Raw genomic sequence first — 14,033 nt, forward strand, 5'->3', positions numbered from 1 at the left:
ATTCGATAATACAATCTAAACACTCTCAAATCAAACAATTACCTCTTATTTGCCATTTATACAGTATAATTCGTCTAGTTTCCAAAGTTCATTCAAAGATTTCCACTGTTTATCATTCAGGTTAGTTTTCCCATTATTTTTCTTTTGTAAGCTATTATTCTGCGTTTGAGGCAGCTCTATCGGCCGGGGATAGAATTCACCCCCTCCTGTCACCTTGACCCGCCTCTTTAATTCATTCGCTTTCAACCATAAATCATCCGCAGACGGACAATGTTCACTGATTATTTTCCAGTCAAACAACTCCTCTCCATACCAATGGGGAGGATAATAAATCCCGCCACATCCGATTGCCACATTCTGCAAAGAACTATTCACCGGCATCGTAAACACTTTCGTCCACTTTCTATATACCGAAAAAGAATTTCCATCCATATGAATCTTCCGGATAACGTTTCCGCAAACCGTATCCGGATACTGATACGATAAGGAAAGCAAACGCTCAACCGTATTCCGGGGATAAATCAGATCATCATCCACTGTTATCACTTTACTATCCGGATATTCACGGAAAACATAATGATACTTCTTATGTGAACGGAAATTCTCAGACACAAATCTGAATTCTATTCCTTTAGCCATCAACATTTTAAGTTCTTCTGGCAGATCATTCAACCGTCCGGGGAACTCCTGTTCCGACAACCATACAATTATCTTTTCGGGCGGACAAGTCTGCCACAGAATTGATTTCAACATCAGATGAAGCTGGGAAATACGGGGAGGAAATGTCGTCAACGAGACAATGACTCCCGAATGGTTCGATAATGCCGGAGCATCAGTGTCCTGCTGATAAGCACGCACCACTTTATCATGATACTTTGCTCTTCTCCACCTGCAAGACAAAGAATAGATATGTCGGTAAAATCCTCCTTTTTCCTTATAGGAAGTCAGCTTCTCTTCTTCCCGTATATAGCGATCATAATAACTGTTCACCTTCACAGACTGACCTCTCAGTTCATCCTTTACAATGCCCAGAGAAGCCCATTGAACCTTTGCTCCACGAGTATGCTTTCGTATATTCCGGTTCTTCTGAATAGAGTCTTTCGTCTTATACCCTCTTGCATGATCCAAATGGAGGCATACGGTAGAGTAACGTATCTGCATACCATGAATTCCATAGTTCTCCAGACGTTCTCCAAATTCACGGTCTTGTCCACCGTACTGCATACGCTCGTCAAAACCATTCACTGCCAGAATATCGCTTAGCCAACCAGAAGCGTTATGCCCGTTCCAGCTTGCTTTGGTAGGAGTAAATGTATTTAATGCCCACCTTTTAAATCCTGTAGCAGTCAGTTTATTATTTTTAAAAGAGGCAGGCATCCCTTTTCCTCTCATCCATTGCAGATCAAAACATCTGCCGGATAATATATCGTCCTTTGTAATATCTTTCGACAAATCCATACTCAACTTATGATATCCGCCGGACAGGAAACGTCCTTTACGGCGAAGACACAGGTGAGTTGAGACGAAGTCTTTACGTGGAATACAATCGCCATCACTGAAAAGCAGGTAATCTGCTTGCGCAGCCAGTATGCCTTTATTCAGAATATCGCACTTACGGAATCCTTTATCTTCGTGCCATACATGCTTCACCTGAAAGGATAATTGCGGAGTTATCCTCTGCAACATATCATAAGTTTCTTTCCGCGAACCATCATCGGCAACAATCAATTCAAAGTTCTTAGTATCCTGGGCTTCATATCCCCACAACACCTTCTCCAGCCATTCAAGCTGGTTGCAGGTTGACAGTACGACCGACATCTGCAAAGAAGTAGTCTTCCGACTAAAACGGATAATAGAATAATTGCACTCCATCTGTTCCCCAGCCCAATAAAGTTCTCTCGAAATCTCCCTCCATCCGACTAAGTCCACACGATCAGTGCCATCAATGTCTTCCTCCTTATGCAAACGAACCAGACATAATGCGTCCTCATCCTGATCTTCTTTCAAGTCAGCATGATGAGCCAGCAAGTAGTCCCGCACTTTTTCATCCGAACAAACAACATTATTTTCAAAAGCTACTATCATTAATTACCCTCCTTTAGCCATTAAATATCCAACTGAAACCAGACCTGATGTCTGCGACGATATCTGTTCCAGAATTTCTTTCTGTAATGCAGAATCAAACGCACACATTCTTCTTCATCCATCCCTCTCGAACGGGCATACTCTTTTCCCAACAAGATGAAGAAGGGTGTCTGCCCCCATAAACGGGCAAAATTCGCACAACCTTTCTTAATATCCACTTCACCAAAATGCATTCTGTTAATATCCACCAGTGAGAAATGATATTCCTCTCCTATCTTGTCATACAGGATGTTTCCCGGCGAATAGTCCAGATGCAGAATTCCGGCTTCATGCAAACGCGCTGTAAATTCCGCAAAAGCGGTCACTACATCTTCGCAGCTTTTTATATCCGCATTGCCAAACTGGCAAAAATTATATCGATAGGGAGATTGTATGCTCATAAAATATGAATGACCAATCAAGCCCATTTTTGTCTCTTCTATATAGGCAATAGGACATGGGGTTTCAAACCCTTTCTCCAACAGTTTCTCCGGATAAACAAAAGCCCGTTTCCCTTTCGAAGGGCGAAAGAAAGCATAAGCGATCCGATTTATCAGTGGAGGTATCGTATACCGTTTCACGTTAATATCCAATCCATCCACCGTGATCATCTTTATCAAATTTCGCCCGGAATGAATTACCGTTCCTATTGTCTCAAAATCTTTCGGAATACGTTCTACATATTCTCTCAGATATTCGTATTTGGGGTTAATCATTATTTTCATCTTACGAAAAAACAAGAATGGTCATACTTCTCTTCATCTCTCAACTCTTTTGCCCGGTCATCTTAAAATATTTATCCAACACAAGCAGTGATATCAAATTTTCTCTTCTCTTATCTTTAAACTGGGACACATATTCATGGGCATGTCTGATGATCTCCAATGATTCGTCTACATGCTCTATATAGTAATTCAACCGCTCCTCCAGATCAGAAAAATCCGGTTTTATTTCAATATAATGATAATTGGGAATAAGCGTGCCTTCCATAAACCATGTCTCACAGGTAGGCCGGGGCATCACTGCTATTGAATTTGATGACATCACCCATTTCAGGTTGCTGGCCACATCGATTCCTTCAAGAGCCATTATGAATTTATAATCCAAATGCTCATTAATCGTTTTCTTCTCCGTGCGCCACTCTGCCGGATCAGTCGTATTTTTGCTGACATCGCCCAAATCGCACATCGGATGATGAAAATACATTTCCATAAAAAGCTTTCTGGAAGGTTTTCCTTTTACCTTTCCACGAAAGATTACCATATTTTTCTTCTCAGTAAAAGCCTTCTTATCCTCCACAAATATAAAATGACGAACCTTATCCAGTTTCATCACAATCGAATTCGCATTATCATCTGTCAGCGGACGGCTTTTCACAATAGAGGGATAGTCGGGAACAAATGTCACATCACCGGGACAAAAGCCCCACTGAAACTGATCAGAAAACCAGCGGGTATATTGATAAGTATCAAAGAAATACACTTTTTGTTTGCTCATCTTGTGCTCTGAAAGATGCGGAGCAGAAGAAGGTAATTGCACCGTTCCGGAAAGTTTGTTATAATAGTCAACGCGACGTTCTATATAATCCTTGTCCTTCCGGCGGGATAGTGAAGACAACTTTCCTTGTAACCGTAGCCGGAAAATGCCTTTCGGAATGACCAGTCTGAGAGCATTTACCGAATAGTAAATGAACTTAGGATTCTTCCCGCTACGCAACTTATATAAAAGTTTATTCTTCATTCTTGTTCCATATCTCAGGAGTACCTGGCTCCTAATTGATTATTCCTTCAATCTTCGCTATCACCTGTTCGGGTTTTATTTCTCTCAGGCAAGCATAATCGCCCCGCCAGCATGGTTTCTGTCCGTATACGGAGCAGGGACGGCATGACAGGTCAAGCTGTACCGTATTGACCGGCAACTGTTTCCATCCCATAAACCCGGCATATGGATGAGTAGCTCCCCAGACAGAGATCACCGGAATGTTGACCAGCGAAGCCAGATGCATATTCGCCGAATCCATCGAGAGCATCACATCCAGATGACTCATTAGATTCAATTCGGTACGCATATTCAACTTACCAATCATAGAAACGACGGTAGGATATTTCGCCACCCAGCCATCGAATACTTCCTGTTCACTCTTGCCACCTCCGAAAAGGAAAACCTTCACCTTCGGATCGGCGGCAAAATGGGCTACTACCTGCTCCTGCAATTCAATAGGGTATATCTTACCCATGTGCTTGGCAAAAGGAGCTATACCAATCCATTTCAAATTATCTTTTGCGCCTGTGACAGGTTCTATCTCTGCAAAGTTTCCTTTTTCATCTCCATAAATCGAAGAAAAATTCAACAATACAGGAAAACCCAGTTTCTCCAGCACATCGGCATAACGACGGAAAGAACTTTTCTGGTTCTCCAATACTTTATGCCGGCGGCGGACTAATTTTTCTTTTCCCACTCTACCTTTATAGATAGATGCCACAGGTATATTAGCCAGCCGGAACCTCAGACACAGGTATTTCGTACGAAGCACATGATGAAAATCTGCCACATAGTCGAAACTCTTTGCTTTCAGTTCCGAATAAAGGGTGTTCAACCCCCATAATCCTTTATGTTTACCCGTCAGGTCAGCACCGATAAAACTCACATTTGCAGGAAGTCCCTGAAAAAGCGGTTGCCACACAGCACGGCTCAACACAGTAATTTCAAGTTGAGGATATTGTACTGCCAGCGAATGTACTACCGGTATCGTCATGGCTACATCGCCAAGAGCCGAGAAACGGATAATGAGAATACGCGCCATTCGTTATTTTTTTGCATAAAGCACCGGATTCAGCGCCGGGTCATTATACATCTTCATCTGTTTATATACTTTCATATACTTCTTCCCTGCTTCGATGTCAGCCAGCAGCTGATCGATAGCCGAAGAAAGGTCTTTCCGTTGTTCCAGCAGAATATCCAGTTTTACCTGGCATTGTGCACGATGTTCTTCCGTCGTATCCGTACGCTCCACTTCTTGCTGCATGTGGTAAATTTTCAAAGCAAGAATAGAGAGACGGTCTACTGCCCAGGCAGGACTTTCCGTATTGATGGTAGCATCTGCCAGCGGCTTTACATCCTTATATCGATCAAGAAAATAGCTATCGATCAACTCCACCAGATCCGTACGGTCCTGATTGGATTTATCGATTCTTCTCTTTAAAGCTACGGCTGCCACCGGATCAATATGCGGGTCACGGATGATATCTTCGAAATGCCATTGTACGGCATCAATCCAGTTTTTCAGATACAAATAATACTCTATCGACTTCAACTCGTAAGGATTGTTCATCGGCGCATCTACGCTGTCCGTCACATGGTAATCTGTCGTCGATTTCCAAAAAATATCATTGCAAAGGTTACTAAATGTCATAATCTTAACTAGCTAATAGATGTATAATAGGACAAAGCTATGTAATATTTTTCAGACAAGCAACCGTTTCTTACTTTTTTATTTCTTACCTTTGTCTGAGTAAAAAAGGAATTGTATATGAAAATTATTATAGATGATAAGATACCTTATATAAAAGAGGCAGCAGAGAAAATTGCCGAAGAGGTAATCTACGCACCGGGAAAGGATTTTACACGGAAACTGGTACAGGATGCGGACGCACTCATCATCCGGACCCGCACTCACTGCAACCGCGAATTGCTGGAAGGCAGCAAAGTAAAATTTATCGCCACAGCAACCATCGGATTTGACCATATCGACACCGAATACTGCAAGCAGGCGGGTATCGAGTGGGCGAATGCCCCGGGATGCAATTCCGCCTCGGTGGCTCAGTATATACAATCCTCTCTTCTGATCTGGAAATCTCTTCGGAATAAAAAGCCGGACGAACTGACGATCGGCATTATCGGTGTAGGTAATGTAGGAAGCAAGGTGGCCAAAGTCGCACAGGATTTCGGTATGCGTGTACTACTGAACGACTTGCCAAGAGAAGAGAAAGAAGGAAACATTACCTTCACCTCACTAGAGAAAATAGCCGAAGAATGTGATATCATCACCTTTCACGTACCTTTATATAAGGAAGGGAAATATAAAACGTACCATCTGGCAGACGAGAATTTCTTCCGGTCTCTCCAACGGAAGCCTGTTGTCATCAACACTTCAAGAGGAGAAGTGATCGAAACAAACGCCCTGCTGGAAGCCATCAACAACGGTACAATCTCGGACGCAGTAATCGACGTATGGGAACATGAACCGGAAATCAACCGTAAATTATTAGAAAAGGTACTGATAGGCACCCCACATATCGCCGGATACTCTGCCGACGGAAAAGCAAATGCCACCCGAATGTCGCTGGACTCCATCTGCCGTTTCTTCCACCTAGGCGCAACTTATGAAATCACCCCTCCCGCCCCATCTTCGCCTATTATCGAAGCAAAAGACCGTGAAGAAGCTCTGCTGAAAATGTACAATCCCATCGAAGACAGCAACCGATTAAAATCCCATCCGGAACTATTCGAAACCTTACGGGGAGATTACCCGTTGAGGAGAGAAGCGAAGGCGTATATGCAGGTAATAGGTAATAAGTAATAGGTAATAACCATGCGGATATCTATCGAACGGGTACGGTACCAAAGTAACTACGATTATTACTTATTACCTATTACTTATTACCTATAACTTATTACCTATTACTTATTACTTCTTCTACAGTATGTGGGAAATGCTCATACTCCAAAGCGTGTACTTTTTTAGCCACCTCTTCGGGTGAGTCATCGGGAAGTACGGGGCAGGTGGCTTGGAAGATGATGCTTCCTTCGTCGTAGTGCTCATTAATATAATGTATAGTAATGCCAGTTTCTTTTTCGCCCGCAGCCACTACGGCTTGGTGAACTTTGTCGCCATACATACCTTTTCCGCCGAACTTGGGCAGGAGAGCAGGATGTATATTTATGATTTTATCGGGATAAGCATGCAAAAGCAAATCCGGCACGCGGACAAGGAAACCTGCCAGCACGATAAAGTCAATGCGATATTCCTGCAAAATAGCCAGAATTTCATCTCCGGCTGTCCAGTCCTCCTTCGGGAACACGTTACAGGGCACTTTCAAACGATACGCACGTTCCAAAACGTAGGCATCACTTTTATTAGAAAGCACTAACGACACCTCAACGGAGTCGCTCTTCTGGAAATACCGGATGAGATTCTCGGCATTTGAGCCGGAACCGGAAGCGAAAATGGCGATGTTTTTCTTCATTATACTCGAATTCAATGCACAAAACAGTGAAAAATGTGCAAAAGACTGCATTTATTTAGTCAAATATTTGCGCAAAACGATAAATATTCATTCCTTTGCACCGCAAATTTAAAGAAATAAAACTAATTATTAATTAAAAACTTAAAGTTATGTCTGAAATTGCATCAAGAGTAAAAGCGATTATCGTTGATAAATTAGGCGTAGAAGAATCAGAAGTTACTAACGAAGCAAGCTTCACTAACGACCTGGGAGCAGATTCTCTTGACACTGTAGAACTTATCATGGAATTCGAAAAAGAATTCGGTATCTCTATTCCTGATGACCAAGCAGAAAAGATTGGTACTGTAGGTGATGCTGTATCTTATATCGAAGAACACGCTAAGTAATTATCCGATTTCATCAATATGGAATTAAAAAGAGTGGTAGTAACAGGCCTTGGCGCCATTACTCCTGTTGGCAATGATGTACCCGAATTCTGGGAAAATCTAGTGAACGGGGTTAGTGGAGCAGGGCCTATTACTCATTTTGATGCGTCGCAATTCAAGACCCAGTTTGCATGCGAAGTGAAAAACTTCGATGTAACTAAATATATCGACCGTAAAGAGGCAAGAAAGATGGACTTATACACTCAGTATGCTGTCGCTGTTGCCAAAGAAGCGGTATCGGACTCCGGTCTTGACGTCGAAAAAGAAGATTTGAACAGAATCGGTGTTATTTTTGGCGCCGGTATCGGTGGTATACATACATTCGAGGAAGAAGTAGGCAACTACTACACTCACAAGGAAATAGGTCCCAAGTTCAATCCGTTCTTCATCCCGAAGATGATCTCGGATATTGCTGCCGGACAGATTTCTATCATGTATGGCTTCCATGGCCCTAACTACGCGACTTGTTCAGCATGTGCTACTTCTACCAATGCCATTGCGGATGCCTTCAACCTGATTCGTCTGGGTAAAGCAAACGTAATCGTATCCGGTGGTTCGGAAGCAGCCATCTTCCCTGCAGGCGTAGGCGGTTTCAACGCTATGCATGCTCTGTCAACACGCAACGATGAGCCTAGCAAGGCTTCACGTCCATTCAGCGCAAGCCGTGACGGCTTCATCATGGGCGAAGGTGGCGGTTGCCTGATTTTGGAAGAACTGGAACACGCTAAGGCCCGTGGTGCGAAAATCTATGCAGAAGTTGCCGGTGTAGGCATGTCTGCAGATGCTCATCACCTGACAGCTTCCCATCCGGAAGGTCTTGGTGCCAAACTGGTAATGCTGAACGCTCTGGAAGATGCAGAAATGGATCCGAAAGAAGTAGATTACATCAACGTTCACGGAACATCTACCCCGGTAGGTGATATTTCTGAAGCGAAAGCAATTAAGGAAGTATTCGGTGATCACGCATACGAACTGAACATCAGTTCTACAAAATCAATGACTGGTCACTTGCTGGGAGCTGCCGGTGCGGTAGAATCTATCGCAAGCATCCTTGCCATCAAGAACGGCATTGTTCCTCCGACTATCAACCACGAAGAAGGTGACAACGACGAGAACATTGACTACGACCTTAATTTCACGTTCAACAAAGCTCAGAAACGTGAGGTTAATGTTGCCCTGTCCAATACATTTGGATTCGGTGGTCACAATGCGTGCGTTATCTTCAAGAAATACGCTGAGTAAAATCGTGTTACGTAACCAAATAGATAAGATAAGACTCCTGTTCCGCAAAGACAGAGAGTCTTATCTTTGTTTTTACCGGATACTCGGATTTTATCCGCACAATATCCAGATCTACGAACAAGCGCTCCTGCACAAGTCATCTGCCGTCCGCTCCGAGAAGGGACGTCCGCTGAACAACGAACGACTGGAGTTTTTGGGTGACGCCATCCTCGACGCCATCGTAGGAGATATTGTCTATAAACGTTTCGAAGGGAAACGGGAAGGTTTCCTGACAAACACACGTTCCAAGATCGTACAACGGGAGACTTTGAACAAGTTAGCTGTGGAGATCGGTCTGGACAAACTTATCAAATATTCTACCCGCTCCTCTTCCCACAACAGTTATATGTACGGGAATGCTTTCGAAGCATTTATCGGAGCCATTTATCTTGATCAGGGGTATGGGCGTTGCAAGCAGTTTATGGAGCAGCGGATCATCAACCGTTATATTGATCTGGACAAAATATCCCGCAAAGAAGTTAACTTCAAGTCCAAGCTTATCGAATGGAGCCAGAAGAACAAGATGGAGGTTTCCTTTGAGTTGATCGAGCAGTTCCTCGACCATGACAGTAATCCCGTTTTCCAGACAGAGGTTCGTATCGAAGGGCTTCCTGCCGGAACCGGTACGGGCTATTCCAAAAAAGAGTCTCAGCAGAATGCCGCACAAATGGCTATCAAGAAGGTGAAAGACCAGACATTCATGGATACAGTCAATGAAGCGAAGTCGCAGCATTCGATGCCGTCAGAAGTGGACACAGAGTTGGTTGAGCCCGAATTGACTGAGTCGGAAGCCATGGAACCGGATACCTTGGAGACCGAAACACCGGAAGTGGAAACGGCTGCAAATGAAGTCGAAACGACTGTTAATGAGATCGAAGCAACAGAAACTGAAAAGGCATGATGCCTCCAACTACTATCCTAACGATAAAAGAGTAAATTATAAGTTAACCGAAACAAATCCCCATGCGGCGGCCTTGAATTACTAAATCGTGATCTTCAGTTACCAACTTCAATTTACCGGCCACTTCTTCAAGAGGGATGGATGAAATGTCATCTCCTTTTAAAGCAATCATACGCCCGAATTGCCCGTTAGCAATCAATTCTGTCGCGTGTCCTCCCATACGGGTAGACAGATTACGGTCAAAAGGAGTAGGCGAACCGCCACGCTGAATATATCCCAATACAGTTTCACGTGTTTCGATACCCGTTTCATATTCTATTTCCTGTGCGATGTATTCCGCAGCACGTTTCCGGCCATCCGTCAAGATGCCTTCTGCCACCACTACAATGGAATAGGGTTTGCCTTTTTTCAGTCTTTCGAGGATTGTATTTCCTATATTCTTGATGTTGTAAGGGATTTCGGGGACAAGAATGACGTCGCCGCCACCTGCCATGCCCGAATACAGGGCAATCCAGCCGGCTTTATGCCCCATCACTTCAATAACCATCACTCTTTTGTGCGAACTGGCGGTAGAATGCAAGCGGTCGATGGCGTCCGTAGCGATGCTCACGGCAGAGTCAAATCCAAAGGAAATATCCGTTCCCCAAATATCATTATCAATAGTTTTGGGGACCGATACGATGTTGACGCCCATTGCGGCAAATTTAGCGGCAGTTTTCTGCGTTCCGTTTCCTCCGATGCAGACGACACAATCCAGTCCCATTTCCTGAATATTCTGAAGAATCAGTGCCGGCTTGTCGACATCCGAGACAACGCCTCCTTTTTTAAAAGGTTTCTCGCGCGAAGTACCCAACATCGTACCCCCTTGGTTCAACAATCCGGATAAGGATTTATCAGTAAAGGATTCGATGTCTTTTGTCAGCAAACCTTGAAAACCACTATGAATTCCTATTACTTCCATCCCATAGTGATTGATGGCAGTTTTGCACACGCCACGGATAGTGGCATTTATACCGGGGCAGTCTCCTCCGGAAGTCAGGATTCCAATTCTCATTGTCGTTTTTTTTAGTCAGAAACTCGGGATTCAAGAAAAGTCGCCAAATTTTAACGATTATTTCCGTCGTAAAGATAGAAAAAAAAGATAAATAAGGTTACTTTTGCACGACTAAACATTATTATGTTAAAGCAGAAATGAATATTACAAAGATTATTAGTAAGACTTTCGATTCCCGTTTAAAACAAATAGACCTTTATGCTAGTCAGGCTAGTGAGATACAGCACCGTGTGCTGAGTCGCTTAGTGAACCAAGCTGCACAGACAGAGTGGGGAAAAAAGTACGACTACGCCTCCATCCGTAGCTATGAGGATTTCAGAAACCGCCTTCCAATACAGACTTATGAGGAAATAAAGCCTTATGTAGAACGCTTGCGGGCGGGGGAACAGAATCTGCTTTGGCCATCGGAAATACGCTGGTTTGCCAAATCATCCGGAACGACCAATGATAAAAGCAAATTCCTGCCTGTCAGCAAAGAAGCTCTGGAAGACATTCACTATAGAGGCGGTAAAGATGCTGCGGCACTCTACTTCCGCATCAATCCGGACAGTCACTTTTTCTCGGGAAAAGGGTTGATTCTGGGAGGCAGCCATAGTCCGAACCTCAACTCCAACCATAGTTTGGTGGGAGACTTGTCGGCGATTCTGATTCAGAACGTCAATCCGTTAATCAATTTCATTCGTGTGCCGAGCAAGAAAATCGCTTTGATGAGCGAATGGGAAACCAAAATAGAAGCAATAGCCAACAGTACTATTCCGGTCAATGTGACCAGTTTGTCCGGTGTACCCTCATGGATGCTGGTACTTATCAAGCGTATTCTCGAAAAGACCGGCAAACAAACTCTGGAGGAAGTGTGGCCGAATCTGGAAGTATTCTTCCACGGCGGAGTGGCTTTCACCCCTTATCGTGAGCAGTACAAACAGGTGATTCACTCAAAGAAGATGCATTATGTAGAGACCTACAACGCTTCCGAAGGGTACTTTGGTACGCAGAACGATCTTTCAGACCCTGCCATGTTGCTGATGATCGACTACGGTATTTTCTACGAGTTCATTCCATTGGAAGAAGTTGATAAGGAAAATCCACGCGCTTACTGCCTCGAAGAGGTGGAGCTTAACAAGAATTACGCAATGGTGATTTCTACGTCCTGCGGATTGTGGCGATACATGATCGGTGATACGGTGAAGTTTACCAGCAAGAACCCATATAAGTTCGTCATCACAGGACGTACGAAGCATTTCATCAATGCTTTTGGAGAAGAACTGATTGTAGATAATGCCGAAAAAGGCTTAGCTAAGGCCTGTGCCGAGACAGGTGCACAGGTGAGCGAATACTCTGCCGCACCGGTATTTATGGACGAACATGCCAAATGCCGTCATCAATGGCTGATAGAATTTGCCAAGATGCCGGATTCCGTAGAGAAATTTGCCGCAATACTTGATGCTACATTGAAAGAAGTAAATTCGGACTATGAGGCGAAGCGTTGGAAAGATATTGCTCTGCAACCACTGGAAGTCATCGTTGCGCGTCCGGGATTGTTCCATGACTGGCTGGCACAGAAGGGAAAATTAGGCGGACAGCACAAAGTGCCCAGATTAAGCAATACACGCGAGTATATAGAGTCAATGCTGGTGCTGAACAACGAATAAAGTTATCCGAACAAATTAAATCATTATATGACAGAAAGTATCCTACAGTGTACATAATATGCACTGTGGGACTTTTTTTGTATCACCAGCTTGCAACTGGTATCTACAACGCTATAAGCAAAAAATAAAGAATAAGATGAGTCGATTCTGTTGCAGATGGCAGATGATTTTTACTTTTTCAAACTTTATAGAGACTGAAGCAATGATTCTTCTACAATGATTCCGCCGCCTAGCAACAAACCATCTTTATAGAAGGCAGCAGCCTGCCCGGATGCGATTGCCGTCAACGGTTCGTGAAGTTGTACATGCAGGAAGTTATCCGGTGTAACTGTCACAGTACAATGATTTTCCTGTTTCCGATAGCGAATCTTCACAATGATATCCGCATGCCCTAACAAACGTTCCCGATTAACAATATTCCAATCTTTAAGGAACATCTCCGTTTTCTCCAAAGCCTGTAGGGAAGCGAGTACTACTTCATTCTTTTCCGGGCGAATTTCCTTCACAAAGACGGCACGATTCAAATGAATGCCCAAGCCACGCCGCTGTCCGACGGTATAAAAAGGATAGCCCTCATGCCAGGCTATAAAATCTCCCTTTTCATCGACGAATCGTCCACGTCTGACTTCCGTTGACCAAGTCTGACCTGCACTGACCTGTGGCTGACCTACGCTGACCTGCGACTGACAATTGCTGACCAACCACTTTTTCAGAAAGCTTCGATAATCCATCGGGCAAAAGCAAACTCCCAAACTGTCCCTTTTCACCGCCACTTTCTGAAATCCCCGTTCAGCAGCAAAGGCACGTGCTTCCACTTTGGTAATATCTCCCATCGGAAGCATCATTCTCCGAAGAATATCCTGTTTGAGTCCCCATAAGAAAAAGGTCTGATCCTTGTCCGAATCGGCAGCGTAAGTTATATAACAGGTATCATCCACCTTTACTTTCCGTACATAATGCCCCGTAGCAATATAAAAAATCCCCATTTCATCGGCAATTTTGGATAGAAGAGGCCATTTCAGATAGTTATTGCACAATGTGCAGGGCACAGGAGTATGTCCCACCATATATTCACGCACAAAATATTCGATGATCTGTTTGCGGAATATCTCACGGGCATCATACGTGATATGGCGGATTCCCAAACGCTCTGCCAAATGGCGGGCATCTTCCAGATATTCGGTCGAGTCGTTCAACTCATAGAAACGGAAAGTAACTCCGGTCACCTCATATCCGGCTTCCAGCAATCGCATGGCAGCTACGGAACTGTCCGTACCGCCGCTCATTCCTAACAATACTCGTTTGTTTTCTTCCATCATGCTGCAAAATTAAGGATTTTCCCGTATCTTTGTT

General features: G+C 43.9%; 13 protein-coding genes. 5 read left to right on the forward strand and 8 right to left on the reverse strand.

Annotated elements, in window-relative coordinates; genetic code table 11:
* Window positions 1–45: 45 nt before the first annotated feature.
* The 5 genes from DW640_RS04360 to DW640_RS04380 are packed head-to-tail and all read right to left on the reverse strand — an operon-like array spanning window position 46 to window position 5,536.
* The gene (locus DW640_RS04360) at window positions 46–2,085 is read right to left on the reverse strand and encodes a glycosyltransferase family 2 protein (protein ID WP_117577439.1); all 2,040 of its coding nucleotides are present in this window, start codon (window positions 2,083–2,085) and stop codon (window positions 46–48) included.
* Window positions 2,086–2,105: 20 nt separating this feature from the next.
* Window positions 2,106–2,849 carry a tyrosine protein kinase gene (locus DW640_RS04365; protein WP_032814211.1) on the reverse strand — a complete coding sequence of 248 codons (744 nt, stop codon included), beginning with the start codon at window positions 2,847–2,849 and terminating at the stop codon, window positions 2,106–2,108.
* A gap of 40 nt (window positions 2,850–2,889) precedes the next feature.
* Window positions 2,890–3,864, reverse strand: coding sequence for a glycosyl transferase family 90 (locus DW640_RS04370; protein ID WP_048695955.1), 975 nt, complete (start codon window positions 3,862–3,864; stop codon window positions 2,890–2,892).
* Between the two features lie 31 nt (window positions 3,865–3,895).
* The gene (locus tag DW640_RS04375; RefSeq protein WP_048695952.1) at window positions 3,896–4,927 is read right to left on the reverse strand and encodes a glycosyltransferase family 9 protein; all 1,032 of its coding nucleotides are present in this window, start codon (window positions 4,925–4,927) and stop codon (window positions 3,896–3,898) included.
* A 3-nt stretch (window positions 4,928–4,930) separates the two neighbouring features.
* Window positions 4,931–5,536, reverse strand: coding sequence for a DUF4254 domain-containing protein (locus DW640_RS04380; protein ID WP_008767565.1), 606 nt, complete (start codon window positions 5,534–5,536; stop codon window positions 4,931–4,933).
* Between the two features lie 117 nt (window positions 5,537–5,653).
* On the opposite strand from DW640_RS04380, the gene pdxB reads away from it, so the two are divergent.
* Window positions 5,654–6,703 carry a 4-phosphoerythronate dehydrogenase PdxB gene (gene pdxB, locus DW640_RS04385; RefSeq protein WP_117577441.1) on the forward strand — a complete coding sequence of 350 codons (1,050 nt, stop codon included), beginning with the start codon at window positions 5,654–5,656 and terminating at the stop codon, window positions 6,701–6,703.
* 94 nt (window positions 6,704–6,797) lie between these two features.
* Here the strand turns inward: pdxB and purN are convergent, their stop codons facing one another.
* On the reverse strand, window positions 6,798–7,421 hold the full coding sequence (gene purN / locus DW640_RS04390) for a phosphoribosylglycinamide formyltransferase (RefSeq protein ID WP_117577443.1): 624 nt from the start codon (window positions 7,419–7,421) through the stop codon (window positions 6,798–6,800).
* Window positions 7,422–7,519: 98 nt separating this feature from the next.
* Here purN and DW640_RS04395 point away from each other — a divergent pair, with 98 nt between their 5' ends.
* The 3 genes from DW640_RS04395 to rnc are packed head-to-tail and all read left to right on the forward strand — an operon-like array spanning window position 7,520 to window position 9,977.
* Window positions 7,520–7,756, forward strand: a complete 237-nt coding sequence (locus tag DW640_RS04395; RefSeq protein WP_004291965.1) for an acyl carrier protein — start codon at window positions 7,520–7,522, stop codon at window positions 7,754–7,756.
* A gap of 18 nt (window positions 7,757–7,774) precedes the next feature.
* On the forward strand, window positions 7,775–9,037 hold the full coding sequence (gene fabF, locus DW640_RS04400) for a beta-ketoacyl-ACP synthase II (RefSeq protein ID WP_016269300.1): 1,263 nt from the start codon (window positions 7,775–7,777) through the stop codon (window positions 9,035–9,037).
* On the forward strand, window positions 9,003–9,977 hold the full coding sequence (gene rnc, locus DW640_RS04405) for a ribonuclease III (protein ID WP_117577504.1): 975 nt from the start codon (window positions 9,003–9,005) through the stop codon (window positions 9,975–9,977). The genes fabF and rnc overlap by 35 nt, the downstream gene beginning before the upstream one ends.
* Window positions 9,978–10,020: 43 nt before the next feature.
* On the opposite strand, the gene DW640_RS04410 is transcribed toward rnc, so the two are convergent.
* Window positions 10,021–11,031, reverse strand: coding sequence for an ATP-dependent 6-phosphofructokinase (locus DW640_RS04410; RefSeq protein WP_008767561.1), 1,011 nt, complete (start codon window positions 11,029–11,031; stop codon window positions 10,021–10,023).
* Window positions 11,032–11,168: 137 nt separating this feature from the next.
* Here DW640_RS04410 and DW640_RS04415 point away from each other — a divergent pair, with 137 nt between their 5' ends.
* The gene (locus tag DW640_RS04415) at window positions 11,169–12,680 is read left to right on the forward strand and encodes a GH3 auxin-responsive promoter family protein (protein WP_016269298.1); all 1,512 of its coding nucleotides are present in this window, start codon (window positions 11,169–11,171) and stop codon (window positions 12,678–12,680) included.
* A gap of 185 nt (window positions 12,681–12,865) precedes the next feature.
* Here the strand turns inward: DW640_RS04415 and mnmA are convergent, their stop codons facing one another.
* The gene (mnmA, locus tag DW640_RS04420; RefSeq protein WP_072066456.1) at window positions 12,866–13,996 is read right to left on the reverse strand and encodes a tRNA 2-thiouridine(34) synthase MnmA; all 1,131 of its coding nucleotides are present in this window, start codon (window positions 13,994–13,996) and stop codon (window positions 12,866–12,868) included.
* Window positions 13,997–14,033 lie beyond the last annotated feature (37 nt).

This window comes from Bacteroides sp. AM23-12 (genome assembly GCF_003434395.1).
GTDB classification, from domain to species: domain Bacteria; phylum Bacteroidota; class Bacteroidia; order Bacteroidales; family Bacteroidaceae; genus Bacteroides; species Bacteroides thetaiotaomicron.